Raw genomic sequence first — 24,355 nt, 5'->3', positions numbered from 1 at the left:
GTGGAACCGTGTGCGGAGTGCGGTGCGGCGTCAGGATCCTGTGACGCGCTGTTCCACGGCCTACTGGCGCTGGACCACTCGCGGCAGGAGCCGTGGGGACCGCTGCACGGGGTCTCGGTCTCGTGCTACTTCCTGCAGCATCCCAGCCGTGCGACGGCGGGGCACCGGGGCCGTGAGTGGGAACTGGTGCGGGCTTACCTCGACGGTGGCCTGGCAGCCGTCGACTGGGTCGTCAGACGCGCGCGGAGCGAGAACTCGCACCGGAGTCCGGGACTGTCGGTCCCGGAGCCTCCACGCGTGCGCCAGGAGCCGCCGGCGCGGTTCGCCGTGACGATCGAGGACGTCGCCGTCGACGGGACCTTCCCCGCCGACGGCTTCGCCGATCGCGTCACGGCGTGGGCCGCGGCCACGGCCGAAGCGTGGCGGCCGGATGCGTGACTACCGCAGCATCTCCGCCTGAAGCAGGAGCACCTGGCCGATCGCCACGTCGCCGGCGTCCCCCTTCACCGCGGTGGTCGTGACGACCGCCACCACGTCCCCGGTCCGGAACGCCGCCCGCCGCTCGATCCGCCCCGGCGCACCCTCGACCACGTCGAACTTCCGCACCGCGACGTCCGCGGTGTCGTCCCCGAACCCCGGCACGGTGACCTTCGGCACGACGTCCTCGGCGTTCATGGCCTTCCGCGGCTCCGCCGACTCCAGATCACCCTCCATCGCGAACGCGCCGGCATGATCAGCGAACTGGAACAGCTCCACCACCGTGTGCTGCCCGTCCTTGGCGACCCACCCCCGCCACGCGATCCGCCGCAACCCGGCGTCGTTGAGCCGGCCGGCCAGCACCGCACCGTCCATCCCGGCCGCGAAGTCCTTGGCCGGCTCCCACCCGTCCTCCTTGAGCACGGCGCCCTTCGGCACCGGCAGCAGGTACCGCCGCAGATCGCCGTAGTGCACCTGCCCACCGTTGCTCTCATCGCCGGGCGCCGGCTTCCCGGCCGGCGGCGCGGGCTTGGTGATCACCGGGAACACGGCCCGGCCGTCGTTCGGCGTGGCGAGGAACGGCACGTCGGTCCGCTGGGGAAGCGTGACGGCGTAAGCGGTCCCCGCCCCGACGGCCCCCGCGAGGACGAGCGCCGACGCGTAGCGGAGGAGCAGACGCGGCCAACGGGGCTTCGGCTTCGGCGCCGACTCGGCCTGCAACTGGGTGAAGAAGGCTGACGGGTCGAGGTAGAGCTGTTCCGGTGCGGCCGCCACAGCCTGAACGGGCGCCGGCAGGACGGGCTCGGGTGAAGAATCAGCCTCTGTTCCTGGTTCTTCAGCCGGCTCGACTTCGCGCTCTAGCTTTTCGCTCTCGGCGGCGGCGTCCTCATAGGGAGTCGTCCCGACCCGCTGTTCTTCAGGCTGTTCCTCGGCGGCGACAGTCTCGGCGACCGCGGTCTCGGCGCCTTCAGCCTCCGTGACCCCAGCCTCGGTCACCGCCTCCTCGACCTCGGCCGCCGTCTCCTCAGCCGCCGTCTCCTCAGCCGCGACCACCCGCTTCCGCGGCTCGCCGAACGCCGCCAGCACGTCGTCCTGTGCGCTCACGTCCCCAGCCCGTTCTTCAGCAGGTCCAGCTGTCGGCCGAACATATCGGTCACGCCCTTCGCATCCAGGGGCACGACGCCCTCGGCGCGCGCGATGGCGAACGCGTCGCCGACCGTGGCCAGGCACGTCATGCTGTCCAGCGGGTCGCCGGGGCGGGTGGCCGGGAGGACGCAGAGGGCGTCCGGGTGGCCGGGGACCGCGGGACCGGTGCGGAAGCTCTTCGACTGCTTCACGATCTGGACGAAGTCACCCGTCGACTTGGCCGACAGGGCCGGGTCCAGTTGCAGCACCGTGAACGCGAGGTCCAGTGTCCCGGCCTCGTTCGCGTACGTCCGCACCGCGCCGCCGGTCATGTGCCCGGCCGCCACCGCTCCCTGCACGCCGCTCAGGTCCGAGGCGGGCAGCGATCCGAACAGCAGCGACACCGTCGGGTCGGCCTGGTCCGGACGCACCGCCGAGTCGTTGCCGAGTTCGCCCTCGTCCGGGCCCGGCTTGTAGCCGTCGGGCATCGGCAGCAGGAAGGCGAGCATGCTGCCGTAGTGCGAGCCGTCCGAGCGCACGCCGGAGGTGACGCTCGGGCTCGGCGTCGCCACCGGAGCCGGCGTCGGGCGCGCCCACGCCGCCGTCTGCTCGCCGTCGACCTTCGACGTCCCGGTCGCGGCCAGGATCCCGAACCCGACAGCCGCCCCTACAGCCAGTGCCGACGCGAGCCATCCGGTCAGGAGGAGGGCCCGCCGCCGGGTTCCGGACGCGGCCGGCTCAGCCATCGCAGGCTCGACCTGCCCGGGACCGGCTGGCCCGGGCTCAACCGGCGGGGCTTCAGCCGGCGCGGCTTCAGCCGGCGCGGCCTCAACCAGGGCGACCTCAGCCGGCAGGGCTTCCGTCGACCCGGTCTCAACCGGCACGCCTTCAGCAAGCTCCGTCCCAGGCTCAGCTTGTCCGGGCTCAGTCTTCTCAGGCTCGACCGCAGCCTCCGCCTCGACCAGCTCAGGCTGACCGGGTTCCGACTCGGCCTCGGCCGTGTCCGGCTCAGCGGTCACCACGTCGACCGCCGCGTCAGCGACCTCGGCAACCGGGGCGGCCTCGTTCTCCGCCCCCTCCGCCATCTCACCGCTCACAACCGGTCCGCCTGTTCCTTCGTGATCTTCGTCAGATCGGCGATCTCCGGCGGGTCCTGCTTCCGGTTCACGAAGACCTGCTCCACGACGTTCCCGTGCCGCACCAGCCCGTATCCGGTGTAGAACCCGTCCGGCCCCTTGGAGGTGTACCGGCCCACGTATCCGGTCCCCGTCCCGTCGACCGTCGGCGTGCTCACGTCCACCGGGAACCCGATCTCGCCGAAGAACGTCTGGGCGTCGTCGGTGGTCCGGAACTGGATCAGGTCGATCTCGACCTCGGTGCCGTCGGGCAGGTCCCAGTACGCGCGGGCGGCGCGCCGGAACCGCTCTCGGTTGAGCTTCTCGAACGCCTGGTCGGGGTGCGGCCAGTACTCGGCCAGGTCGCCGATCGTCGCCCAGCCGCGCGCGGGCAGACCGGCGGGATCGTGCGCCTCCGCCGGCGCGTCCACCAGCAGCGCGCGCAGATCGCCGTCCAGCTTCGCGCCGTCGTCGGTCGCCGGGTCCGGCGACTCCGCTGCCGCCGGTGCGGCCGCCGGCGCCAGCGTGTGCGGGATCGGCGGCAGCGGTGTCGCCGGCCGCCCGTGCTGGATGGCGAACCCGCTCGCCACCCCGCCCATCAGTCCCACGACGACCGCCGAGGAGAACAGCAGTCCGGTCCGTCGCTTCACGTCCTCAGCTCCCCGTGTCCAGCCGGGCGATCTGCTTGCGCACCCGGTCGATCAGCACGGCGTGGTCCACCGGCGGCTCGCCGAAGACGTCCACCTCGAAGAACACGTCGCCGCGGAAGCCCACCGCGCGCAGCCGGGCCTCGCCCAGCGCCGGGTCCATCGCGATGTCGTAGGCCTTCTCGTCCGGGTAGCCGGGCACGGCGAACGCCTTCCAGGCCGCGGCCGGCTTGTCGCCGCCCGCCCACGCCTTCGCGGAGTCCGCGGTGCTGAAGCGCAGCATCCGCACCATCACGTGGTATTTGCCGTCCCCGGTCTGGTACCGGCGGGTCGCGCCGGCCTGGAAGTGCAGCGCGTCCAGTTGCTTGAGCACCTGGGCGCCGTTGCCGTACCAGGCGGCGACGACCTGCTTGGTCACCGTGTCGCCGTCCGCGGCGCCGATCACCGAGGCGTCGGAGGGCACCGCCATGAGGAAGTACCGGAGGTCGCCGCTGTGCACGCCGTTCGCGACCTTCCCGGTCACCGTGGAGACCGGAGTCGGAGTCGGGGTCGGGGACGGTGACGACGAGCTGCTGGTCGTCGGAGTCGGGCTCGGCGTGGACGGAGAAGCCGACGCCGAGGCGTCCGTCGAGGCCGTCGAGGCCGTCGCCGAGACGGTCGCCCGCGCCGCCGCGGTGTCCGCGGAACCCGACGGCGACCCGTCCCGGCCGAACGCCACCACGGCCCCGGCCGTCCCGCCCGCGATCACCACCCACCCGACAGCGAGCGCCGCCACGGTCGCCCGTCCGCGGCCGGCGCCGGGAATCCCCAGTCCTGGCACTTTCACGCACCTCTGATTTACTTTTCCTGACGAGAGAGAGCGATCTTCCCACTCGCACGCCGAATCGCAGGACCGCTTTTCGGTCACGGTTGGGCCACGATCCCGGCCGGCCGGGTTTCGGGGCCGGATCCACCGTTCCGGGGCCGTCCGGCACCGGCTGCCCCACCCCGTTTGCGGTCCCGTCCGCACCGGGTCAAGGTGGGGAAGGCACAGCCCAGCTCTGTCCTGCCCTGGACCCCGGAACCGGAAGGCGGTGGCCGCGATGAAGGCCCTCCAGTACCCGGCGGTCGGCGCCGCCCCCGCGGTCGTCGACGTCCCGGACCCCGAACCCGGACCCGGCCAGGTGCTGCTGAAGGTGACCGCGGCCGGCGTCTGCCACTCCGACATCGCCGTGATGGGCATGCCCGCCTCCGCGCTGCGCTTCCCGCTGCCGCTGACGCTCGGCCACGAGGGCGCCGGCACGGTGGCGGCGCTCGGCGAGGGCGCCACCGGGTTCGCCGTCGGCGACAGCGTGGCCGTCTACGGGCCGTGGGGCTGCGGGATGTGCCACATGTGTTCGCAGGGCAAGGAGAACTACTGCCTGCGCGCCGCCGAGCTCAAGATCTTCCCGCCCGGGCTCGGCGCGCCCGGCGCCATCGCCCAGTACATGGTGGTCGACTCCACGCGGCACCTGGTCCCGCTCGGCGACCTGGACCCGGTGCGCAGCGTGCCGCTGACCGACGCCGGCCTGACGCCGTACCACGCCATCAAGACCTCGCTGCCGAAGCTGACCGGCGGCAGCACCGCGGTGGTGATCGGCACCGGCGGCCTGGGCCACGTCGCGATCCAGCTGCTGCGCGCCCTGAGCCCGGCCCGGGTGATAGCGCTGGACGTCGCGCCGGAGAAGCTCGAACTGGCCAAGGAGGTCGGCGCGCACGAGGCGCTGATGTCCGACGACCACGCCGCGCCGGCGGTGAAGGAGCTGACCGGCAACCGCGGCGCCGAGGCCGTCTTCGACTTCGTCGGCGCCCCGCCGACCGTGGCCATCGCCTCGGCCTGCGCCGGCGTGGAGTCCGACGTCACGATCGTCGGCATCGGCGGCGGCAGTGCGCAGGTCGGCTTCGGCGTGACGCCGTACGACGCGGCGTTCCGCGCCCCGTACTGGGGCACCCGCGCGGAGCTGATCGAGGTCCTGGACCTGGCCCGCGACGGCGCGGTCTCGGTGCACGTCGAGACCTACAGCCTGGACGAGGCGCCGAAGGCCTACGAGCGGCTGCACGCCGGGCAGGTGCGCGGCCGCGCCGTCATCCTGCCCGACGACTGACCCGTCCGGGGGTGCGGCTCCGTCCGGCGGCGGATCCGGCCCGGGCCGCTTGACCGTCCGGCACCACGGTTGGCGCATACTGCTGAGGTGAGTGGCCCGATCATGACCAACGGCGGCGACCCCTTCGCACCGCCTTCGAGCGAGAGGCCGCCGGCGGTGGCCGCGGCTTCCGAAGCCGAGACGGCGGACCGCGACGCCCACCCGCAATACGTCCTGCCGCTGGTGGTCCGCATCGAGCGCGCCACGCCGCCGCAACGCACCGACGCACTGGAGACCGCGGCCCGAGCCGTCCTCACCTTCCTGGCCGACCCGCGCTCCACCGAGCCCGACGGCGAGTGGACCCCGCTCGTCGAGGCCTGGACCGACGGCCGCATCCGCAAGGTCCTGCGCCGCGCCCGGGGCGCCGAGTGGACCCGCGCCGAGGCGCTGCCCGGCATCACCGTCACCGGTACCGCCGCAGACCCGGCCCAGGTGCGCGTCTTCCCGCCGGTCCCGCTCGACGGCTGGCCCAAGGACCTCGCCCGCCTCCAGGTCTCGGGGACCGACCTCTCCGACGCCGAGCCCCCGGCGCCGATCACGCCCGGGTCCCAGCCGGTGCTGTGGCTGAACCCGGACCTCGCCATGACCGCGGGCAAGGCCATGGCCCAGGTCGGCCACGCCGCCCAGATCGCGTGGTGGGAACTCGACGACGCGCAGCGCAAGGCGTGGCGGGACGCCGGCTTCCCCCTGGCCGTCCGCGTCGCGTCCCGCGCGGCCTGGCCGGCGCTCGTCGCCTCGGGCCGGCCCCTGGTCCGCGACGCGGGTTTCACCGAGATCGCTCCCGGATCCTGCACCGTGGTGGCGGATCTGCCGGTCCTCGACGCTTGACGGGCGGGCGGGTCCGGAACCGCTATCAGGGGTTTACCGCGCGGCTCCGCCTGGGAAGGGCACCAAGCGTCCTGACCAACCTCTCAGGGAGCTGAAAAACATGCGGATACCCCGCTTCACCAGTAGAACCGGCCGCCTCGCCGTGGCCGCCGCCCTGCTGTTCGGCCTCACGGTCACCGTCGCCGGCGGTGCGGGCGCGTCCGGCGGCGCCGCCCCGGTGCGCCCCGGCCCCGCGACCGTCGTCGCGGCCGACGACGCCGCGGCCCCCGCCCTGGCCGGCCACGCGGCCACCACCACCGCGACCGACCCCTGCGGCTTCGTGCCCGCCGTCCCGGCCGACCGCTTCAAGGGCATCCCGCAGTTCGACGCGAAGAAGGCCGCGGAGCCCTACTCGGTGACCTTCCACACCCCCGAGGGCGACATCACGGTCAAGGCCCTGACGGCGGCGGCCCCCTGCACCACCTACTCCTTCCGCTACCTGATCGAGCGCGGCTACTACGACCGGACCCACTGCCACCGCCTCACCACCCAGCGCCTGTGGGTGCTCCAGTGCGGCGATCCGACCGGCACCGGCAGCGGCGGCCCCGGCTACTCGTTCAACGACGAGAACCTGACCGGCGCCACCTACCCCGCGGGCACCGTCGCCATGGCCAACGCCGGCCCGAACACCAACGGCAGCCAGTTCTTCTTCACCTGGAAGGACACCAAGCTCCGCCCGAACTACACCCCCTTCGGCGTCGTCACCAGCGGCATGGACGTGCTGCAGAAGATCGCCGCCGACGGCGAGGACGACCAGAACTCGGCTGGCGACGGATATCCGAACGACTGGGTGCAGTTCCGCAACGTGCATCTCCACACGCATTGGTAAAGAAAGCCTTTCGGCAACGTATTAGTTCGGACGCCGTCGGTTCGGAGCGCCTATTCCGCGCTTCGGACCGGCGGCTTCTGTTTTCAGCTTCAACCTTCTCGGATTCCAGGCGCCGGTGTGCCGGAATGCGAGACGGCTCGGGGAATCATTGACGGCGTCCCTTTCCGCTGTCACTCTCAGAGCTATGAACCCGGGCCGGCTCCTTGTGGCTCGCCGTCACGTCGATCTGCGACGGACCGCGAGCGCCATCTGTCGCTGCGGCTTCTAGTCTTCGCCGGTTCCGGCTTTTCACCGCTCTTTGAGCACTCTTCACTTCTGCTGCGCATCGACCTGTAGCGGCATTTGGCTTTTTCATCATTCCTCGGGAGCTTCAGCATGCCCACCATCCTGGCTGTCTCCGGCAGTCCGTCCCCGACATCGCGAACGGCGGCTGCCGTCGATCGCGCACTCACCTTGTTGCGAAGGCAGGGCCATACGGCGTCGCATGTGGCGATCCGTGACCTGCCGCCGACCGATCTGCTCTCGGGATTCCGGGACACGCCGGCTCTGTGGAACGCGGCCGACGCGGTCGCGCAGGCCGACGGGATCGTCATCGCCACGCCGGTTTACAAGGCTTCTTACACCGGACTGCTGAAGGCGTTCCTCGACCTGCTTCCGGAGAACGCGTTGGCCGGCAAGGTCGTCCTGCCCTTGGTCACCGGTGGGACGATCGGACACCTGCTCGCGATCGACTACGCGTTGCGGCCCGTCCTGACCGCGCTCGGCGCCGATCATGTGGTGCAGGGCCGGTTCCTCCTCGACACGGACATCATCCGGGGCGAGGGTGCCCCGACCCGGTTGACCGCCGAGGCCGAGCGGCGGCTGGCCGAATCGCTCGTCGCCTTCACCGCGGCGGTGGACCGTCGTGCCGCCGCGCCGGTGCCCGCCCTCGCCCTCGTCGCGAGTGCCGGAGCCAGCCGATGAGCGCCACCACCAGACGCGGCTTCCTCGGGCTGGCCGGTGCGGCGGGTGTGGCGGCCTTCACCGCCGGATGCGGCGGGGCCGCCGCGGCCGCCAGCAAGACCACCAAGCTGCGGTACCAGGGCAGCGCGGGGTCGGTCACGCTGCCCGAACTCGCGGCCGATCTCGGATATCTGGGCCCGGTCACGCTCCAGTGGGTCGGCAACACCATCAGCGGACCGCAGGACATCCAGTCCGCGGCCACCGGTCAGACCGACTTCGGCGGGGCCTTCAACGGCGCGGTCGCCAAGCTCCACTCCGCCGGCGCCCCGATCACCGCGGTCATCAGCTACTACGGCGTCGACAAGGACGCCTACAACGGCTACTACACCCTCGCCGACAGCCCGATCGCGTCGGCCACCGACCTGTTCGGCAAGAAGGTCGGGATGAACACGCTCGGCGCGCACTACGAAGCCGTACTGGACATCTATCTCAACCGCAACGGCGTCACCGGCGACGCGGTGAAGAGGGTCGAGCCGCTCGTCGTGCCGCCGGTCAACACGGAACAGACGTTGCGCGCCCGCCAGATCGACGTCGGCACGCTGGGCGGCGTCCTGCGCGACAAGGCGCTGGCCACCGGCGGGATCAAGGCCCTGTTCACCGACTACGACCTGCTCGGGGCGTTCAGCGCCGGGACGTATGTCTTCCGGAACGACTTCGTGGCGAAGAACCCCGACACCGTCCGGGCGTTCACCACCGGAGTGGCGAAGGCTATCGAGTGGGCCCGGACCACGCCCCGGGACCAGGTGGTCGACCGCTTCACGAAGATCGTGAAGGCGCGCGGCCGCAACGAGGACACTTCCACGCTCCAGTACTTCAAGTCCTTCGGCGTCGCGGGGGCCGGCGGCGTGATCGCCGAGAAGGAGTTCGCCACCTGGATCTCCTGGCTGGAGCAGCAGGGCCAGATCCCGGCCGGCAAGGTCACCGCGTCCGCCGTCTACACGAACAAGTTCAACCCGTTCGCGAACGGAGGGTCCTGAGATGGCCGCCGAGCCGAAGATCCGGCTGGAGCGGCTGGGCAAGACGTTCGCGGTCCGCGGTGGGGACAGTTTCGCCGCCCTGGACGACATCTCGCTCGACGTGGCCGCGGGGGAGTTCCTCGTCGTCGTCGGGCCGAGCGGCTGCGGGAAGTCGACACTGCTGGACCTCATCAGCGGCCTGACGAAGCCCAGCAGCGGCCGGGTGCTGCTGGACGGTGTGCCGGTGACCGGTCCCGCGCTCGACCGCGCCGTCGTGTTCCAGCAGTACGCGCTGCTGCCGTGGCGCACCGCGCAGCGCAACGTCGAGTTCGCCCTGGAGGCCCGGCCCCGGCTGGACCGCCTGGGCCGCAGGGCCCGGGCCGAACGCGCCCGGGAGCATCTGGCCCTGGTCGGCCTGGCCGGGTTCGAGGACCGCTATCCGCACGAGCTGTCCGGTGGGATGCGCCAGCGCGTGGCCATCGCCCGCGCGCTGGCCTCCGACCCGAAGGTGCTGCTGATGGACGAGCCGTTCGCGGCCCTGGACGCGCAGACCCGCGACGGCCTGCAGGAGGAGCTGCTGCGCATCTGGCAGCGCACCGGCACGACGATCGTGTTCATCACGCACGGCATCGACGAGGCCGTCTTCCTCGGGCGGCGTGTGGCGGTCATGACCTCGCGGCCGGGCCGCGTCAAGGAGATCGTCGACGTGCGGCTCGGGGACCGCGGCCCCGACGACGACGTGCGGTCCAGCCCCGAGTTCGCCGCCTACCGGCACGAGGTCTGGAGCCTGCTGCGCGACGAGGTCACGGTGGCGAGGGAGGTCGTTTCAGTTGGCTGAGATACCGGTCCTCCATGTTCACGACCCTGCCGGGGTGAACCCCGGGACCGTGAGGGGGCTGACCTCGGCGGTCGTGCCGAGAGGGAAGGCGGGGCTCCCGGCCGCGGTCAGCGGAGCGGCCCGGCTGCTGACGGGTTTCGCCAAGCGCGGCGTCGCGATCGCCGCGTTCCTGGTGCTGTGGGAGGTCGCCCCGCGCGTCGGCCTGGTCGACCGCACCTTCCTGGTGCCGTTCTCCGAGGCCGTCAGGGCCCTGATCGACCTGGCCGCGAACGGACAGCTGTGGGACAACACCCGGGCCAGCCTGGTCCGCTCCCTGGCCGGCTTCGGCGTCGCGATCGGCGTCGGCGTCCCGCTGGGCCTGCTGATCGGCTGGTACCGGCCGGTCGCGGAGATCCTGGGGCCGCTGCTGGAGCTGTTCCGCAACACCGCCGCCCTGGCGCTGCTGCCGGTCTTCATCCTGCTGCTCGGCATCGGCGAGACGTCGAAGATCGCCATCGTCGTCTACGCCTGCACCTGGCCGATCCTGCTGAACACCGTCAGCGCGGTCCGCAGCGTCGATCCGGTGCTGGTGAAGTCCGCGCGGTCGATGGCGCTGCCCGCGCACCGGCTGTTCGCCAAGGTGATCCTGCCCGCCAGCGTGCCGACCATCTTCACCGGCATCCGGCTGGCCGGCTCCGGGTCGATCCTGGTGCTGATCGCCGCCGAGATGGTCGGCGCCAAGGCCGGGCTCGGCTACCTGGTCAACGTCTCCCAGCAGAACTTCGCCATCCCCGACATGTACGCGGCGATCATCGCCGTCTCCGTGATCGGGCTGGCCTTCAACCACCTCCTCGTCGCGCTCGAACGCCGCCTGACGCGCTGGCGTCCGTCCGCGGGCGCCTGAACCGTAAGGGATCCACCTGATGAGCACTCCGCCACGCCGGCTCCACCTGAACGCCTTCCTCATGACGCCCGGGCACCACGACGCCGCCTGGCGCCACCCGGACAGCCAGCCGCACCGCGCGACCGACGTCACCTACTTCCAGCAGCTCGCGCAGACCGCCGAGCGCGGCAAGCTCGACTCGATCTTCTTCGCCGACGGCCTGGCGGTGTGGGGACGACTGCGGAGCAACGTCTCCGGCGGCCTGGAGCCGTTGACGCTGCTGGCCGCCATCGCCGCCGTCACCAGCCGCGTCGGCCTGATCGCCACCGCCTCGACCACCTTCAACGAGCCCTTTCACCTGGCCCGCAAGTTCGCCTCGCTGGACCACATCTCGGGCGGCCGGGCCGGCTGGAACATCGTGACCTCCGGCAGCGTCAACGAGGCCAACAACTTCAACCTCGAGGAGCACATCGAGCACCGCGTCCGTTACGAGCGCGCCGCGGAGTTCCTGGAGGTCGCGACGCGACTGTGGGACAGCTGGGGCGACGACGCCGTCGTGCTGGACAAGGCGTCGGGCGTCTACGCCGACCCCGAGCGGGTCCGCGAGATCGGCCACGCCGGGCCGTTCTTCCAGGTGCGCGGACCGCTCAACGTCCAGCGCTCGCCGCAGGGCTGGCCGCTGCTGGTGCAGGCCGGTTCGTCGGAGGACGGCAAGGAGTTCGCCGCCCGTCACGCCGAGGCCGTGTTCACCGCGCAGCAGACCCTGGACGACGCCCTGGAGTTCGCCGGGGACGTCAGGGCCCGAGCCGCCGCCCACGGCCGCGCCGGCCTGCCGCTGATCCTGCCGGGCATCGTCCCGGTCATCGGCGCCACCGAGGCCGAGGCGCGGGCGCTGGAGGACCAGCTCACCGAGTTGCAGGTCATCGACTACGGGCTGGGTCAGCTCTCGGCCATGCTCGACGTCGACCTGGCCGGCTACCCGCTGGACGGCCAGCTGCCGGAGCACATCCTGCCGACCGAGGACCAGGTCAACGGCAACAAGAGCCGGTTCACGCTGGTCGCGGACCTGGCGCGGCGCGAGCGGCTCACCATCCGCCAGATCATCGCCCGGCTGGGCGGAGGACGCGGCCATCGCGTCGTCGCGGGCACACCCGAGCAGATCGCCGACGCCCTCGAGACCTGGTTCCGGGCCGGCGCCGCCGACGGCTTCAACATCATGCCGCCGATCCTGCCGACCGGCCTGGACGCCTTCGTGGACCACGTCGTGCCCGAGCTTCAGCGCCGTGGCCTGTTCCGCACCGAGTACACCGGCACGACGCTGCGTGAGCACTACGGCCTGCCGCGTCCCGCCGCCCAGTTCTCAGAACCCGTGCTCGCCTCCGCTTCGCGGTGAGTCCCGCCGTAGAAAGGAACCATCTCGGCGCGCCCTCGTGCGATGAGGGCGCGCCTTCGGTTCCGCGCCCCGGCGATGTCAGGCCTCTTTGACCGCGGCCATGAACTCCGGGCAGTCCACCAAGCGTTCCCGCGGACAGGTCGCGCCGTGCCGCAGGGCCGCCCGCATGCGGGTGAGGCGGGCGATCATCACGTCGAGCTCGTCGGCCTTGGCCGCCATCCGCTGCCGGAGTTCGGTGTCGCCGGGCCCGGCCATGAGGAACCGGCTGATCTCGGCGATGCCGAACCCGGCCTGCCGGGCGCACGCGATCAGCGACAGGCGGTCCAGCACCTCGGGCTGGTACGTGCGGCGCAAGCCGTTGCGGCCCGCGGGCTCGATGAGGCCGCGCTGCTCGTAGAAGCGCAGCGCCGAGGGAGCCAGGCCGGTGCGCGCCGCCACGTCCCCGATGTCCAGCAAGGCCGCGGTGGTGGTGGCGTCGATGGTCTCGGTCATGTCGGCTCCCCTCGGAGGATCGGCGAGCTTGACCTCAAGCGCGCTTCAAGTCGCAGTGTAAGCGTCATGCGAATCCACCACATCAACTGCGGCTCCATGCGCGAGATCACGGCCGACGGCTGCGACAGCCGCCACGCCGTGTGCCACTGTCTGCTGCTGGAGACCGACCGCGACGGCCTGATCCTCGTCGAGAGCGGTCTGGGCACCGCGGACGTCACCACTCCGGAGCGCACCCTCAGCGAGGAGTTCATCGGCCGCGCGCAGCCGGTGTGCGACCTCGACGAGACCGCGCTGCACCAGGTCAGGAAGCTGGGGTTCGACCCCGCCGACGTCCGCCACATCGTCCTGACGCACCTCGACCTCGACCACGCCGGCGGCCTCCCCGACTTCCCCGACGCCCGCGTCCACCTCATGGAGGCCGAACACCGTGCGGCGCTCAGCGCCCCGGGCGCCCACCCCGAGGACCGCGTCCGGTACCGGCCCGCCCACTGGGCCCACCGTCCGGACTGGGTCCCCTACAGCCCGCGTCTCGGCGAGTCGTGGTTCGGGTTCGACGCGGTCCGTCCCCTCGACGGTGTCGACGCCGAAGTGTTCCTGGTCCCGCTCGGCGGCCATACCGCCGGCCACAGCGCGGTGGCGGTCCGCGACGCGGACGCGGACCGCTGGCTGCTGCACTGCGGCGACGCCTACTACTTCCACGGCGAGATCGACCCGGACAACCCGCGGGTCCACCCCGAGATGAACATCCTGGCCCAGGTCGCCGAGGTCGACCGTCCGCTGCGCATCGCGAACCACGCGCGGCTGCGGGAGTTGGTGCGGCAGCACGGAGCGGAGGTCGAGGTGTTCTCGGCGCACGATCCGTGGGAGTTCGCGCGATACGGGGAGATGTAGAACCCATCGGAAGGCGAGAAGGGCTCCCGCACGCGGGAGCCCTTCTCGCGGTCTGCGATCACGATGGATCGTCTATGCCGATGACCGCGTCGGGATGCACCGTGTCCCGCACCACGCGCAGTCCTTCCAGCAGCCCTTCCAACTGCTTGTGCGTCAGCACGCCGGTGAACCAGCGGTCGAGTGCTTCCAGATAGCCGGGGAGGACGTCCCGAAGCGCCTCCGCTCCAGCCTCGGTCAGTTCCGCGAACGTGCCGCGCCGGTCCCCGGGCGCCGTTTGCCGCTCGACCAGCCCCGCCTTCTCCAAGCGGTCGACGAGGCGCGTCACGCCGCTCGTGGACAGCATCGTCTGCGCCGCGAGGTCCGACATGCGCAGCCGGCGTCCGGGGGAGCGGCTCAGGCGCATGAGGGCGTTGACATCCAGGCCGGACAGCCCCTTCGCCCGCCACGTCGGCGTCAGGCGCGCGACGAGGCCCTGGTGCGCCTCGAACAGCAGCCCGGCCGCGGTCAGGCGCGGATCGTCGAAGAGCGGGTCGTCGGTCTCGGTCACGAGGGGGAGCCTAGCAGATACTTGCAGAGCGGATAGTTGACACGCGGAAGATCCTCGCTACGATTATTTGCGCAAGCAACAGTCCGCACAGCAACTAAATTGCACTCCCTGGAGGCTCCCATGCGTGCCATCACCCTTGACTCCTTCGGCGGCCCCGAGGTCCTGGTCCCGGCCGACGTCGAGCGCCCGGTGCCCGGCGCCGCCGAGGTCCTGGTGCGGGTCCGGGCCGCCGGTGTGAACCCGGTCGACCTCGCGACCCGCGCCGGCTACTTCGGGCTGGTCGCCACTCCGCCGGCGGTGCCCGGCTGGGACCTGGCCGGCGTGGTCGAGGCGGTGGGCCCGGACGTCACCCGGTTCGCCGTCGGCGACGAGGTGTTCGGCCTCCCGCTGTTCCCCCGCCCGGCCGGCACCCACGCCGAGTACGCCGTCGTGCCCCAGAACCACCTCGCCCGCACGCCCGCCGCGCTGTCCGCGGCCGAGGCCGGCGCCCTGCCGCTGGCCGGCCTGACCGCCTGGCAGGCCGTGGTGGAGCTGGGGCGCGTCGACGCCGGCGACCGCGTCCTGATCCACGCCGCGGCCGGCGGCGTCGGCCACCTCGCCGTCCAGATCGCCAAGGCCCGCGAGGCCCATGTGACCGTGACCGCCCGCCCGGAGAACCACGCCTTCGTCCGCTCCCTCGGCGCCGACGAAGTCATCGACTACACCGAGCAGGACTTCGCCCAGACCCCCGCCGCCTTCGACGTGGCGATCGACCTGGTCGGCGGCGAGTACGGCTGGCGGACGCTCCGCACCGTGCGCCCCGGGGGCCGCCTGGTCACCGTGGTCGCCCACAACCCCGGCGTCACCGAGGAGGAGGCGGCCGAGCGCCAGGTCCGCCTGCTCACCGTCTCCGTTCGGCCGTCCGCGGCGAATCTGGCGGCTCTCGCGCACCTCGTCGAGACCGGCCGGCTGCGGGTCCACGTCGAGTGGGAGCTTCCGCTGGAGGAAGCGGCCAAGGCCCACGAACTCCTCGCCCTCGGCGGCGCCCGGGGCAAGGGCGTCCTGATCCCGTAAGCGGCTGATGCGGACAACGGTCTGTCCATCGAAGTCAATCGCCCGGAGATCACCCATCGATCACCACGCGGTGTCCTGGTCGCGGCGGGCACACACGGCGCCCGCCGCACCGATCAGAAAGGACTCCGCCCCATGCGGACCAAGCGCATCACCGCGGCCCTGGCGACGGCGGTCGCCGCTCTCGGCCTCGCGACCGGCACCGCGACGTCGGCGCACGCCGCCGACTCCCACGGCTGCAACAGTTACACCCAGGAGCTGAGCTACATCCCCACCGGCGGCTGCCTGGCCCCGTCCGACGACCAGTTCCACGTGGGCGGAATCTTCTTCCGCGAGGACATGCCGTCGAACGTGGTCACCAACGGCAGCGACAGCTTCCTGATACTCCAGAGCGACGGCAACCTCGTCGAATACCACTACGTCTACGGCGGCAACGACATGTTCGACGGGGTCTGGTACCGCATCGACCGCGTCGAGATGGCCACGAACCGCTTCGCCAAGCCCGGCTGGCTCGCCATGCAGTACGACGGCAACCTCGTCGCCTACGACGCCGACGGCCGCCCCTACTGGGCCTCCAACACCAAGGGCTGGTTCGACAACACGGTCACCCTGCGCCTGGAGAAGGGCGGTCTGCTGCACATGACCGACAGCCGGTACGACGTCGCGCTCGGCTGGTAGCCACCGATCCCGCGCCCGCGGGCACACAAAAAGACCAGGTCAGACAAAGTCTGTCCTGGTCTTCACAAGTAGCCCCGACGGGATTCGAACCCGCGCTACTGCCTTGAGAGGGCAGCGTGCTAGGCCGCTACACAACGGGGCCCCTAGCAGCCGCTTCAGCGCTCGGAGCGCCTGGCGACCTGGAAAGCATAGCGCACTTCGGGCACCGCTCATCCCGCATTAACCAGGGCGCGGGGCGGCCGTGATCAGCATCACGCGGCGCCGATCAGCGCCTCGGACAGGGCCGGTCGCGGAGCGCGGAGCGGACTTCCACGAGACGGCCGCGGCGCTCGCCACCAGACCGGGGCGTCGAGAAGGTCGATGCCCGCCGTGTAGTAGTTGAAGTTCCAGCTGATCCGCAACGGGCCGCGGCGGTGACATCGGTCCAGGCCAGTCAAGGTTCTGAGACAACAGAAACGAGGGCTCGCACGCGTACGTGCGAGCCCTCATCCTCGGTAGCCCCGACGGGATTCGAACCCGCGCTACTGCCTTGAGAGGGCAGCGTGCTAGGCCGCTACACAACGGGGCCCCTAGCAGTGCCGCCGGACAGCTCAGTGCGGTCGGCAGCGGGTCTCATCTTAGGCGATGGCCGGGGTTCGCCCAAATCGCGGGCGTGGCGGCCTGTGCGGAGACGGGGCTCGGCCCGGGTGGGGCCCGAGCGGAGCCCCGCCCCCGCGGTCAGTCGGCCGCGGCGGCGTCGGTGCGCACCAGGCGGACGAAGGCGCGGATGCCGCTGAGCAGTTCGCGCTGGTCGCTGAGGCCGTCGACGGCCTGGTCGAAGTGCCGCGCCACCGCGGCCATCCGGTGTTCGGCCTGCTCGACGCGGGCGCGCAGGTCCGTGCGATCGGCGTCGGCGGCCTCCCGGGCGGCCCTGATGTCGGTCCGCAGCCGGGCCTCGGCGCCCCGCTGGTCGTTCCGCACACTGTCCAGGTCCCGGAACATCTGCTCCTCGGTGTGGGCGGCGTGCGTGCGCAGCACCTCGACCTCGGCGCTGAGCGTGGCCAGCCTGGTGGTGAGGTCGATCACGTCGTCGCGCGGGTACTTCGTCTCCTTCAGCAGGCTGGCGATCCGCGCCCGCACGTAGCCCAGATACGCCGCCGCCGGCCGGATCGCGCAACTGAGCAGGTAGAACGCAGCGAAGTAGTAGCCCAGGACGTGGCCCGAAGCCCAGGTGATCACGGCCACCACGGCCGCGGACACCACGTGTCCGGCCAGCGCCAGCCACAGCAGCCGCCGCTCCCACCGCCGCACCTCGGCCTCCCGCTCGGCCGGCACCACGATGTGCCGCTCCCGCGAGGCGGCCATCTCATGCCGCACCTGCCGCGCCCTGAAGTACAGGTTCCACGGGACGGTGGTGATGATCAGCAGCCAGTAGAGGCTCAGGGCCCCGAGACCGACGTTCAGCAGCGTCCGGCCCGGAACATGCACGAAGGAGGCGATCAGGGCGATGAGGCCGGCGAACACGGCCAGGCCCAGGAACTGCTCCCAGTACTTCTTCATGCCTCCAGCCTGGGGCCCGGCGGCGCCGGCGAGGAGAGTACGGGTACTCAATGACCGGTGAGTAGCGTGGCAGGGCACTGGAAGCAGAAAAGCGGACCCCTTACGGGATCCGCTCTCACAAGCTGGGGTACCAGGACTCGAACCTAGAATAACTGAACCAGAATCAGTCGTGTTGCCAATTACACCATACCCCAACGGCCACCCGGTCGATCTTGTCCCGCGCGGCGTTGCGTCGACAACTATACGGGAGGCCCGCCCTTCGTCCAAAACGGCTTTCGAGCAGGCCTCCCGCTGGCGCCTCCGGCGTGGCGCGGCGGGCTCAGCCGGTCAGCGCCGCGCCCAGCCGTCGCAGGGTCTTCTCCCGGCCCAGCAGCTCGATCGACTCGAACAGCGGGGGCGACACGCGGCGACCGGTCACCGCGACGCGGACCGGGGTGAACGCGTTCTTCGGCTTCAGACCCAGGCCCTCGATCAGGGCCTCGCGCAGGGCCGTGTCGATCGCCTGCGTCGTCCACTCCGGCAGCGCCTCAAGCGCCTTGACGGCCGCCTCCAGGACCGGGTGGGCGTCCTCGCCGAGGGACTTGGCGGCGTCGGCGGGGTCGACCGTGAAGGCGTGCTCGGGCACGAACAGGAAGCCGATCATGTCCACCGACTCGCGGAGCACGACCATGCGCTCCTGGATCAGCGGCACGGCGGCGGCCAGGGTGGCGGCCTGCTCCGGCGTCGGCGGCTCGGTGACCAGGCCCTGTCCGGCCAGGAACGGCACGATGCGCCGGGCCAGGTCCTCCGGGGCCAGGGCGCGGACGTGGTCGCCGTTGATCGCCTGGCACTTCTTCAGGTCGAAGCGGGCCGCGTTGGCGTTGATGCGGTTGCCGTCGAACGCCGCGTACATCTCCTCCGGGGAGAAGAACTCCTTGTCGCCGCCCGGGGACCAGCCCAGCAGCGCCAGGTAGTTCAGCAGACCCTCGGGCAGGTAGCCCTCCTTCACGTAGAAGGAGAACGACGCCTCCGGGTCGCGCTTCGACAGCTTCTTGTTGCCCTCGCCCATGACGTACGGCAGGTGCCCGAACACCGGCACGGTCTCGGACAGGCCCAGCTCGATCAGCGCGGCGTGCAGCGGCAGCTGGCGCGGGGTGGAGGACAGCAGGTCCTCGCCGCGCAGCACGTGCGTGATCCGCATCAGCGCGTCGTCGACCGGGTTGACCAGCGTGTACAGCGGCGAGCCGTCGGCGCGGACCAGCACGTAGTCCGGCACGTTCGCGGTGTCGAAGGAGATCTCGCCGCGGACCAGGTCGTTCCAGGCCAGGGTGCCCTCGGGCATCCGGAAGCGGAGCACGCTGGTGCGGCCGGCGGCCTCGTGCGCCGCGATCTGCTCGGCGGTCAGGTTCCGGCAGGTCCCGGCGTAGCCCGGCGCCCGCTTCTCGGCCTTGGCCAGCTCGTTGGCGGCGTCCAGCTCCTCCTGCGTGCAGTAGCAGCGGTAGGCGTAGCCGCCGTCGTGCAGCTTCTTCGCGATGTCCGCGTAGACGTCCATCCGCTCGGACTGCCGGTACGGTCCGTACGGCCCGCCGACCTCCGGGCCCTCGTCCCACGCGAAGCCCATCCAGCGCATGGTGGCCAGCAGGGCGTTGTAGGACTCGTCGGTGTTGCGCGCGGCGTCGGTGTCCTCGATGCGGAACACGAAGGTGCCGCCGTAGTGGCGGGCGAACGCGTAGTTGAACAGCGCGGAGCGCACCATGCCGACGTGCGGGTCGCCGGTGGGCGACGGGGGGAAACGGACGCGGACCGGCTTGTCCACGTTGGGTACCGCTGTCGAGATGTCAGTCACGTGCCACCACCCGGTTCGTCAAGTTGCCAATGCCTTCGATGCCGACCGTCACCTGCTGCCCCACCGCGATCGGCCCGACGCCGGCCGGCGTCCCGGTGAGGATCACGTCGCCGGGCAGCAGGGTCATCGCCTCGGAGACGTAGGAGACCAGGTCGGCGACCGACCGGGTCATCTGCGCGGTGCGGCCGGCCTGCTTCAGCTCGCCGTCGACCGTGCAGGTGATCGCCAGGTCCGCCGGGTCCAGCTCGGTCTCGATCCACGGGCCGAGCGGGCAGAACGTGTCGAAGCCCTTCGCCCGGCCCCACTGGTTCTCCGCCCGCTGCAGGTCGCGCGCGGTCACGTCGTTGCCGCAGGTGTAGCCCAGCACCACCTCGGGCACCCGGGCCGCGGGCACCTGCCGGCACATCCGGCCGATCACCACCGCCAGCTCCGCCTCGTGCTGCACGTCGGCGGACACGCCGAGCGGGTACTGGATGGCGTCGGACGGCCCGACCACCGAGGTCGAGGGCTTGAGGAAGACCACGGCCGGGTCCCCCTTGCCGGGGGCCGCGTTGCCGAGCTCGGCGGCGTGCTCGGCGTAGTTGCGCCCGATGCCGATCACCTTCGACGGCAGCACCGGCGCCAGCAGCCGCACCCGCGGCACCGGCCACCGGCGTTGGGTGACCTGGACCGGTCCGAACGGATGGCCCAGGATCTCGGCCACCTCGAGGGACTCGGGCTGGTCGCCCTCGCCCTCGACGATGCCGAACCTCACCTCGTCGTCGACGGAGAATCTAGCGATGCGCATGCAGCGATTTTAGTGGTCACCCACTGAGCCGGACGCCGATATACGCCGCCCCGGCGATCAGCGCCCACGACGCCAGCCCCAACGCCAGCGGCCGCGGCCCGGTCCGCCCCAGCTCGCGCACCCGGACACCCGATCCGAGGCCGAACATGCCGGCGGCGAGGAGAAGGTCCTGGACCTGCTTGGCGGCGGAGAGGACGGAGGCGGGGAGGACACCGGTGGTGCGGAGGGCGATCATCGCGAGGAAGGCGGCGACGAAGAGGGGGAGGAGCGGGGGTGCGGCGGTGGGGGCTGTGTCGACCGGGCCGGTCGAGCCGGTCGGGCTGGTCGGGCCGACCGAAGCGGCCGCGCCGACCCCGCAGACCGAAGCGGTCGCGCCGGTCGAACCGCCCGACCCGATCGAGCCGGTCGAACCGCCCAACCTGCCCGACCCGCCCGCGGCGGACGCACCGACCAAAGCCGTTGCCGTCGCCCTCGCCGTCCCCGAACCGGCTCCCGGGTCCGGCGCGTCGCCGGCCCTGCGGCGCCACACCACCGCCGTCCCCGCGACGATCGGCGCCAGCATCGCCACCCGCATGAGCTTCACCACGACCGCGCCGTTCACCGCGGCCGGGCCGCCGGCGCCCGCCGTGGCGACGACCTGGCCGACGTCGTGGACCGAGGCGCCGACCCAGTGGCCGAAGGCGCCGGCGCCGGTCAGGCCCAGCGGGCCGCGCAGCAGGGGCAGCACCAGGATCGCCAGCGAGCCGCACAGCGTCACCAGCGCCACCGCCACCACCGGGTCCGGATCGTCCTCGTCGGCGCCGGGACGGCGGGTCACGCCCTCCATCGCCGCGACGGCGCTCGCGCCGCAGATGGCGAAGCCCGTGGCGATCAGCAGCGGCTGGCGGCCGGGGAGCCCGAGGCGGCGGCCGAGCCACTGGGTGCCGAAGAACGTGGCGAAGACCGCCGCGACCACGAAGGCCAGCGTGCGCCAGCCCAGGTGCAGCACGTCGCCGAGGGCCAGCTGCAAGCCCAGCAGCACGATGCCGAGCCGCATCACTCGTTTGGCGGCGACCTGCAACCCCGGCCGCGCCGCCGCCAGCACCGTGTCCGGCAGCACGTTCGCCGCCACGACCCCCAGCACCACCGCGGTGGTCAGCGGGGACACCGCCGGCCAGACCCGGTTCACCGCCCACGCGATCGCCACCGCACCGGCCGCAAGTGTCAGGCCGTGACCATGTTTCCCCACATCGGACAAGGCTCGCGGGACACCGCACCCCCGGCTAGCCGCCGATCGCCGAACACCTCATAGGCTTGCTCTATGCCCCGTCTCCCGGACCTGGACGCCCTGCAGCTGCTGGTCGCGGTCGCCGACACCGGCTCCCTCGGCAAAGCGGCCGCCCGCGCCGGGATCAGCCAGCCCTCGGCGTCGGCGCGGATGGCCACGTTGGAACGCCGTCTGGGCGTGAAACTGCTGGAGCGCACCCCTTCCGGATCGCGCCTGACCAGTGCGGGCGCCGTGGTGACCGACTGGGCCCGACGGGTCCTGGAGCAGGCCGAGGCGCTGATGGAGGGCGCCGAGGCGCTGCGGACGCACGCCGACGAGCGTCTCGCGGTCGCCGCCAGCCTCACCATCGCCGAGCACTTGGTCCCCAAATGGCTCATCGAGCTGCGGCAGCTGCGGCCCGCCACCCGCGTCGGACTCACCGTTGCCAACTCCCACCAGGTGGTGGCCGCCCTCCGCGCCTCCGAGGTCGACCTCGGCTTCGTGGAGGGCCCGTGGGTGCCGCGTGATCTGCACTCGGTGGCGGTGGGCCGCGACCGCCTGGCCGTGGTCGTGGCGCCCGCACACCCCTGGGCCCGCCTCCGCCAGCCCCTGACCGCGGCCCAGCTCGCCGCCGAGCCGCTCCTGCTGCGGGAACCGGGCTCGGGGACCCGCGACGTCCTCGAAGCGGCCCTGTCCGGCCACGACGGACCCGCCGTCCCCCTGCTCGAACTCGGCGCCACCGCGCCCCTCCGCTCGGCCGCCCTGTCCGGCACCGGTCCGGCGGTGCTGAGTGTGCTGGCGGTCGCCGAGGACGTCGCCGCCGGCCGGCTGGTCGAGGTCCCGGTCGCCGAGGAGGTCGCCCTGAAGCGGACGCTGCGCGCCGTGTGGCCGCGCGGCCGGGAGTTGAGCGACGCCGCCGGGTGGCTGGTGCAGGTGGCGCGTGGGCGGGCCTGAGGGCTGGCGGCGCTGAAGGAGCTGAAGGGGCCAAGCCCACCGGGCTTACCGCGCTGAGCGGAGTTGAGCCGGACCTAGCCGGACCTCCCGGTCCCGGGCCGCCGCCTGGCTCTCGCGGCCTCGAACCGCCGCCTAGCTCTCGCGGCCCCGGCCCGCCGCCTGGCCCTCCCGGCCCTACTCCTCCGAGTCAGTTCCCTTATGCCCGTCGGCGGCCTGGTGCTCCGCGATCTGCCGCCGCACCTCCTCCATGTCCAGCGCGCGCGCCTGGCCGATCAGGTCGACCAGCGGCGCCTCCGGCAGCGCGCCGGGCTGGCCGTAGACCATCACACCGTCGCGGAAGATCATCAGGGTGGGGATGGAGCGGATGTCGAAGGCGCCGGCGAGCTCGGGCTCCGCCTCGGTGTCCACCTTCGCGAACGTGATGTCCGGGTTGGCCTCGGACACCTTCTGGTAGATCGGGGCGAACTGCCGGCACGGCCCGCACCAGGCCGCCCAGAAGTCGACCAGCGTGATCCCGTCGGCGGTCACGGTCTTCTCGAACGTGTCCTTGGTCAGATCCACAGTGCTCATGCGCACAACCCTACGCGTGGACTGTCCAGACTGCCCGTTTCACCCCCGTGCCTTCCGCTCCTCACGTCCCATGGGGAACCGCAGTTCATTACGTTCGATCTTGTCCGCCAGGGCAGCCAGTACGTCGACCTCGCAGGCGCTCGCCAGCTGCAACAGATACGCCAGCACATCCGCCACCTCGTCCCGGACCCGAAAAGCCTTCTCAGGGTCCGACATCACATCAGCGGACTGCTCCGGCGTCAGCCACTGGAAGATCTCCGCGAGCTCGGACGCTTCCACCATCAGGGCCATAGCGAGGTTCTTCGGAGTGTGGAACCGCTCCCAGTCCCGCGCCGCCGCGAAGTCGACCAGCCGCTTCTGCAATGTGGCGATGTCGAGGTCTTCCATCAGTTCACCGTCCCGGCTTCGCCGTGCTCTCCCGCACCGTGAGCCGGGGTGTCGCCGCCTTGATGTCCGCCACCGTCCCCGGCTCCTCCACGATCCGCAGTAGCGCCTCGGCGACCTGTACTCCCAGCGCGTGGGTGTCCCGCGACAGCGCCGTGATCGCCGGGTGCACCACCCGGGTCAGCACCGAGTCGTCGAACGACACGATGGACAGCTCACCGGGGACCGGCACGCCCATCTCGGTCGCCACGCCGAGGCCGGCCACCGCCATCAGGTCGCTGTCGTACACGATCGCGGTCGGCGCGTCCGGCTGGGACAGCAGGCGCCGGGTCACGGCCGCGCCCTCGCTGTCGCTGAAGTCGGTCGGCACCGACTGGGTGTCGGCCAGGCCGAGCTGTCCGGCGGCGTCCTTCAGGGCCCTGATGCGGCGCTGGGTGTGCTGGAACGCCGGAGTGCCGGCGACGTGCGCGATCCGGGTGTGGCCGAGCGCGGCGAGGTAGCGGACCGTCTCCAGCATCGCCTCGCGGTCGTCGGCCCACACGGTCGGCAGGTCGCCGTGCTTGCCGTGACCGCCCAGCACTATGGCCGGCACGCCGAGCGCGGCCACCGCGGCGATGCGCGGGTCCTTGGTCTGCGGGTCCACGATCAGCAGCCCGTCCACCCGCTGCTCGCCGGCCCAGCGCCGGTACACCGCCAGTTCGGCCTCGGTGTCGTCGACGACCTGCAGCAGCAGGGCCACCGAGCGGGCCGAGAGGACCGACTGCATGCCGTAGATGAGCTGTGCGTAGAACGGTTCGGCGCCCAGGGTCCGGGTCGGCCGGGCCAGCACCAGGCCGACCGCGCCGGCCGGGGCACCGCCCAGGGCCCGGGCCGCGCTGTGCGGGTGCCAGTTCATCCGTTCGGCGGCCTGAAGGATCCGCGCCCGGGTAGCCTCGCTGACACCGGGACGTCCGTTGAGCGCGAAGGAGACCGCGCTCGGCGACACCCCGACCTCGCGCGCGATGTCGGCGATGGTGAGCCGGCCCTTGGCCTTTTCGTGGCCCGGTGCGGCACCAGGCTTGTTGACACCGCTGCCAGAGGTGGGCATTAATGACTCCCAGCTGCTTTAGCGCTTTAGTG

At 71.8% G+C, this 24,355-nt stretch carries 28 protein-coding genes and 3 tRNA genes; 15 read left to right on the top strand and 16 right to left on the bottom strand.

The window, feature by feature from the left end; all coding sequences use genetic code 11:
• Positions 1-438 (top strand): DUF5946 family protein, encoded by a 438-nt coding sequence (locus tag ABD466_RS36370; RefSeq protein WP_344661806.1) that lies wholly within the window; start codon positions 1-3, stop codon positions 436-438.
• On the opposite strand, the gene ABD466_RS36365 is transcribed toward ABD466_RS36370, so the two are convergent.
• The 4 genes from ABD466_RS36365 to ABD466_RS36350 all read right to left on the bottom strand — a co-directional run bounded on the left by ABD466_RS36365 (position 439) and on the right by ABD466_RS36350 (position 3,887).
• Complete coding sequence (locus ABD466_RS36365; RefSeq protein WP_344661805.1) at positions 439-1,581, bottom strand: hypothetical protein; 1,143 nt, start codon at positions 1,579-1,581, stop codon at positions 439-441. It abuts the gene before it with no gap.
• A complete protein-coding gene (locus tag ABD466_RS36360) occupies positions 1,578-2,348 on the bottom strand; it encodes a hypothetical protein (protein ID WP_344661804.1) in 771 nt (256 codons plus the stop codon). The genes ABD466_RS36365 and ABD466_RS36360 overlap by 4 nt, the downstream gene beginning before the upstream one ends.
• 347 nt (positions 2,349-2,695) lie before the next feature.
• Complete coding sequence (locus tag ABD466_RS36355) at positions 2,696-3,367, bottom strand: hypothetical protein (protein ID WP_344661803.1); 672 nt, start codon at positions 3,365-3,367, stop codon at positions 2,696-2,698.
• A 4-nt stretch (positions 3,368-3,371) separates the two neighbouring features.
• Entirely contained in the window at positions 3,372-3,887 is a 516-nt protein-coding gene (locus ABD466_RS36350; protein ID WP_344661802.1) for a hypothetical protein, read from the bottom strand.
• Between the two features lies 1 nt (position 3,888).
• Here ABD466_RS36350 and ABD466_RS36345 point away from each other — a divergent pair, with 1 nt between their 5' ends.
• The 10 genes from ABD466_RS36345 to ABD466_RS36300 all read left to right on the top strand — a co-directional run bounded on the left by ABD466_RS36345 (position 3,889) and on the right by ABD466_RS36300 (position 12,273).
• Positions 3,889-4,200: a hypothetical protein gene (locus tag ABD466_RS36345; protein ID WP_344661801.1), complete on the top strand. Its 312-nt coding sequence runs from the start codon at positions 3,889-3,891 to the stop codon at positions 4,198-4,200.
• Between the two features lie 246 nt (positions 4,201-4,446).
• Positions 4,447-5,487 (top strand): NAD(P)-dependent alcohol dehydrogenase, encoded by a 1,041-nt coding sequence (locus ABD466_RS36340; protein ID WP_344661800.1) that lies wholly within the window; start codon positions 4,447-4,449, stop codon positions 5,485-5,487.
• Positions 5,488-5,589: 102 nt separating this feature from the next.
• Positions 5,590-6,354, top strand: a complete 765-nt coding sequence (locus ABD466_RS36335) for a peptidyl-tRNA hydrolase (protein WP_425558832.1) — start codon at positions 5,590-5,592, stop codon at positions 6,352-6,354.
• A gap of 100 nt (positions 6,355-6,454) precedes the next feature.
• On the top strand, positions 6,455-7,222 hold the full coding sequence (locus ABD466_RS36330) for a peptidylprolyl isomerase (RefSeq protein WP_344661798.1): 768 nt from the start codon (positions 6,455-6,457) through the stop codon (positions 7,220-7,222).
• Positions 7,223-7,406: 184 nt separating this feature from the next.
• The gene (locus tag ABD466_RS36325) at positions 7,407-7,490 is read left to right on the top strand and encodes a putative leader peptide (RefSeq protein ID WP_344661828.1); all 84 of its coding nucleotides are present in this window, start codon (positions 7,407-7,409) and stop codon (positions 7,488-7,490) included.
• Positions 7,491-7,597: 107 nt separating this feature from the next.
• Positions 7,598-8,185 (top strand): NADPH-dependent FMN reductase, encoded by a 588-nt coding sequence (gene ssuE / locus ABD466_RS36320; RefSeq protein ID WP_344661797.1) that lies wholly within the window; start codon positions 7,598-7,600, stop codon positions 8,183-8,185.
• Positions 8,182-9,201 (top strand): ABC transporter substrate-binding protein, encoded by a 1,020-nt coding sequence (locus tag ABD466_RS36315; RefSeq protein WP_344661796.1) that lies wholly within the window; start codon positions 8,182-8,184, stop codon positions 9,199-9,201. The genes ssuE and ABD466_RS36315 overlap by 4 nt, the downstream gene beginning before the upstream one ends.
• A 1-nt stretch (position 9,202) precedes the next feature.
• Entirely contained in the window at positions 9,203-10,018 is an 816-nt protein-coding gene (locus ABD466_RS36310; protein ID WP_344661795.1) for an ABC transporter ATP-binding protein, read from the top strand.
• 73 nt (positions 10,019-10,091) lie between these two features.
• On the top strand, positions 10,092-10,901 hold the full coding sequence (locus ABD466_RS36305) for an ABC transporter permease (protein ID WP_425558831.1): 810 nt from the start codon (positions 10,092-10,094) through the stop codon (positions 10,899-10,901).
• Positions 10,902-10,920: 19 nt separating this feature from the next.
• The gene (locus ABD466_RS36300) at positions 10,921-12,273 is read left to right on the top strand and encodes an LLM class flavin-dependent oxidoreductase (RefSeq protein WP_344661794.1); all 1,353 of its coding nucleotides are present in this window, start codon (positions 10,921-10,923) and stop codon (positions 12,271-12,273) included.
• A gap of 78 nt (positions 12,274-12,351) precedes the next feature.
• On the opposite strand, the gene ABD466_RS36295 is transcribed toward ABD466_RS36300, so the two are convergent.
• Complete coding sequence (locus ABD466_RS36295; protein WP_344661793.1) at positions 12,352-12,765, bottom strand: MerR family transcriptional regulator; 414 nt, start codon at positions 12,763-12,765, stop codon at positions 12,352-12,354.
• A 66-nt stretch (positions 12,766-12,831) separates the two neighbouring features.
• Here ABD466_RS36295 and ABD466_RS36290 point away from each other — a divergent pair, with 66 nt between their 5' ends.
• Positions 12,832-13,656 (top strand): MBL fold metallo-hydrolase, encoded by an 825-nt coding sequence (locus ABD466_RS36290; RefSeq protein ID WP_344661792.1) that lies wholly within the window; start codon positions 12,832-12,834, stop codon positions 13,654-13,656.
• A 58-nt stretch (positions 13,657-13,714) separates the two neighbouring features.
• Here ABD466_RS36290 and ABD466_RS36285 read toward each other — a convergent pair whose 3' ends face one another.
• The gene (locus tag ABD466_RS36285; protein ID WP_344661791.1) at positions 13,715-14,203 is read right to left on the bottom strand and encodes a MarR family winged helix-turn-helix transcriptional regulator; all 489 of its coding nucleotides are present in this window, start codon (positions 14,201-14,203) and stop codon (positions 13,715-13,717) included.
• A gap of 120 nt (positions 14,204-14,323) precedes the next feature.
• Here ABD466_RS36285 and ABD466_RS36280 point away from each other — a divergent pair, with 120 nt between their 5' ends.
• Positions 14,324-15,256, top strand: coding sequence for an NADP-dependent oxidoreductase (locus ABD466_RS36280; protein ID WP_344661790.1), 933 nt, complete (start codon positions 14,324-14,326; stop codon positions 15,254-15,256).
• 132 nt (positions 15,257-15,388) lie between these two features.
• On the top strand, positions 15,389-15,931 hold the full coding sequence (locus ABD466_RS36275) for a hypothetical protein (protein WP_344661789.1): 543 nt from the start codon (positions 15,389-15,391) through the stop codon (positions 15,929-15,931).
• Positions 15,932-16,000: 69 nt separating this feature from the next.
• Here ABD466_RS36275 and ABD466_RS36270 read toward each other — a convergent pair.
• From ABD466_RS36270 to ABD466_RS36240, 7 genes are all read right to left on the bottom strand, one after another.
• Positions 16,001-16,073: transfer RNA gene (locus ABD466_RS36270), tRNA-Glu, on the bottom strand.
• Between the two features lie 353 nt (positions 16,074-16,426).
• A tRNA-Glu gene (locus ABD466_RS36265) sits at positions 16,427-16,499 on the bottom strand.
• A 149-nt stretch (positions 16,500-16,648) separates the two neighbouring features.
• The gene (locus ABD466_RS36260) at positions 16,649-17,470 is read right to left on the bottom strand and encodes a hypothetical protein (RefSeq protein ID WP_344661788.1); all 822 of its coding nucleotides are present in this window, start codon (positions 17,468-17,470) and stop codon (positions 16,649-16,651) included.
• 122 nt (positions 17,471-17,592) lie between these two features.
• Positions 17,593-17,664: transfer RNA gene (locus tag ABD466_RS36255), tRNA-Gln, on the bottom strand.
• Positions 17,665-17,789: 125 nt separating this feature from the next.
• Positions 17,790-19,295 (bottom strand): glutamate--tRNA ligase, encoded by a 1,506-nt coding sequence (gltX, locus tag ABD466_RS36250; RefSeq protein WP_344661787.1) that lies wholly within the window; start codon positions 19,293-19,295, stop codon positions 17,790-17,792.
• Complete coding sequence (locus ABD466_RS36245; protein WP_344661786.1) at positions 19,288-20,082, bottom strand: fumarylacetoacetate hydrolase family protein; 795 nt, start codon at positions 20,080-20,082, stop codon at positions 19,288-19,290. Before ABD466_RS36245 ends, gltX begins: the two co-directional genes overlap by 8 nt.
• A 16-nt stretch (positions 20,083-20,098) precedes the next feature.
• Positions 20,099-21,310 (bottom strand): YeiH family protein, encoded by a 1,212-nt coding sequence (locus tag ABD466_RS36240; RefSeq protein WP_344661785.1) that lies wholly within the window; start codon positions 21,308-21,310, stop codon positions 20,099-20,101.
• 72 nt (positions 21,311-21,382) lie between these two features.
• Here ABD466_RS36240 and ABD466_RS36235 point away from each other — a divergent pair, with 72 nt between their 5' ends.
• On the top strand, positions 21,383-22,282 hold the full coding sequence (locus ABD466_RS36235) for a LysR family transcriptional regulator (protein ID WP_344661784.1): 900 nt from the start codon (positions 21,383-21,385) through the stop codon (positions 22,280-22,282).
• A 174-nt stretch (positions 22,283-22,456) separates the two neighbouring features.
• On the opposite strand, the gene trxA is transcribed toward ABD466_RS36235, so the two are convergent.
• The 3 genes from trxA to ABD466_RS36220 are packed head-to-tail and all read right to left on the bottom strand — an operon-like array spanning position 22,457 to position 24,323.
• Positions 22,457-22,852, bottom strand: coding sequence for a thioredoxin (gene trxA / locus ABD466_RS36230; protein WP_344661783.1), 396 nt, complete (start codon positions 22,850-22,852; stop codon positions 22,457-22,459).
• Between the two features lie 39 nt (positions 22,853-22,891).
• Positions 22,892-23,239 carry a nucleotide pyrophosphohydrolase gene (locus tag ABD466_RS36225; protein ID WP_344661782.1) on the bottom strand — a complete coding sequence of 116 codons (348 nt, stop codon included), beginning with the start codon at positions 23,237-23,239 and terminating at the stop codon, positions 22,892-22,894.
• Between the two features lie 4 nt (positions 23,240-23,243).
• Positions 23,244-24,323, bottom strand: coding sequence for a LacI family DNA-binding transcriptional regulator (locus ABD466_RS36220; protein ID WP_344661781.1), 1,080 nt, complete (start codon positions 24,321-24,323; stop codon positions 23,244-23,246).
• Positions 24,324-24,355 lie beyond the last annotated feature (32 nt).

Origin of the sequence: Catenulispora subtropica, assembly GCF_039531675.1 — a bacterium.
In the GTDB taxonomy this organism is placed as follows: Bacteria; Actinomycetota; Actinomycetes; order Streptomycetales; family Catenulisporaceae; genus Catenulispora; species Catenulispora subtropica.
This window is presented reverse-complemented; position numbering and strand designations above follow the sequence as displayed.

Coding starts and splice junctions, on each gene's coding strand:
- ABD466_RS36360 (WP_344661804.1), bottom strand. CDS start 2,348: ATGGCTGAGCCGGCCGCGTCCGGAACCCGGCGGCGGGCCCTCCTCCTG.
- ABD466_RS36340 (WP_344661800.1), top strand. CDS start 4,447: ATGAAGGCCCTCCAGTACCCGGCGGTCGGCGCCGCCCCCGCGGTCGTC.
- ABD466_RS36335 (WP_425558832.1), top strand. CDS start 5,590: ATGACCAACGGCGGCGACCCCTTCGCACCGCCTTCGAGCGAGAGGCCG.
- ABD466_RS36330 (WP_344661798.1), top strand. CDS start 6,455: ATGCGGATACCCCGCTTCACCAGTAGAACCGGCCGCCTCGCCGTGGCC.
- ABD466_RS36325 (WP_344661828.1), top strand. CDS start 7,407: ATGAACCCGGGCCGGCTCCTTGTGGCTCGCCGTCACGTCGATCTGCGA.
- ssuE (WP_344661797.1), top strand. CDS start 7,598: ATGCCCACCATCCTGGCTGTCTCCGGCAGTCCGTCCCCGACATCGCGA.
- ABD466_RS36315 (WP_344661796.1), top strand. CDS start 8,182: ATGAGCGCCACCACCAGACGCGGCTTCCTCGGGCTGGCCGGTGCGGCG.
- ABD466_RS36310 (WP_344661795.1), top strand. CDS start 9,203: ATGGCCGCCGAGCCGAAGATCCGGCTGGAGCGGCTGGGCAAGACGTTC.
- ABD466_RS36300 (WP_344661794.1), top strand. CDS start 10,921: ATGAGCACTCCGCCACGCCGGCTCCACCTGAACGCCTTCCTCATGACG.
- ABD466_RS36295 (WP_344661793.1), bottom strand. CDS start 12,765: ATGACCGAGACCATCGACGCCACCACCACCGCGGCCTTGCTGGACATC.
- ABD466_RS36290 (WP_344661792.1), top strand. CDS start 12,832: ATGCGAATCCACCACATCAACTGCGGCTCCATGCGCGAGATCACGGCC.
- ABD466_RS36280 (WP_344661790.1), top strand. CDS start 14,324: ATGCGTGCCATCACCCTTGACTCCTTCGGCGGCCCCGAGGTCCTGGTC.
- ABD466_RS36275 (WP_344661789.1), top strand. CDS start 15,389: ATGCGGACCAAGCGCATCACCGCGGCCCTGGCGACGGCGGTCGCCGCT.
- ABD466_RS36260 (WP_344661788.1), bottom strand. CDS start 17,470: ATGAAGAAGTACTGGGAGCAGTTCCTGGGCCTGGCCGTGTTCGCCGGC.
- ABD466_RS36245 (WP_344661786.1), bottom strand. CDS start 20,082: ATGCGCATCGCTAGATTCTCCGTCGACGACGAGGTGAGGTTCGGCATC.
- ABD466_RS36235 (WP_344661784.1), top strand. CDS start 21,383: ATGCCCCGTCTCCCGGACCTGGACGCCCTGCAGCTGCTGGTCGCGGTC.
- trxA (WP_344661783.1), bottom strand. CDS start 22,852: ATGAGCACTGTGGATCTGACCAAGGACACGTTCGAGAAGACCGTGACC.
- ABD466_RS36225 (WP_344661782.1), bottom strand. CDS start 23,239: ATGGAAGACCTCGACATCGCCACATTGCAGAAGCGGCTGGTCGACTTC.
- ABD466_RS36220 (WP_344661781.1), bottom strand. CDS start 24,323: ATGCCCACCTCTGGCAGCGGTGTCAACAAGCCTGGTGCCGCACCGGGC.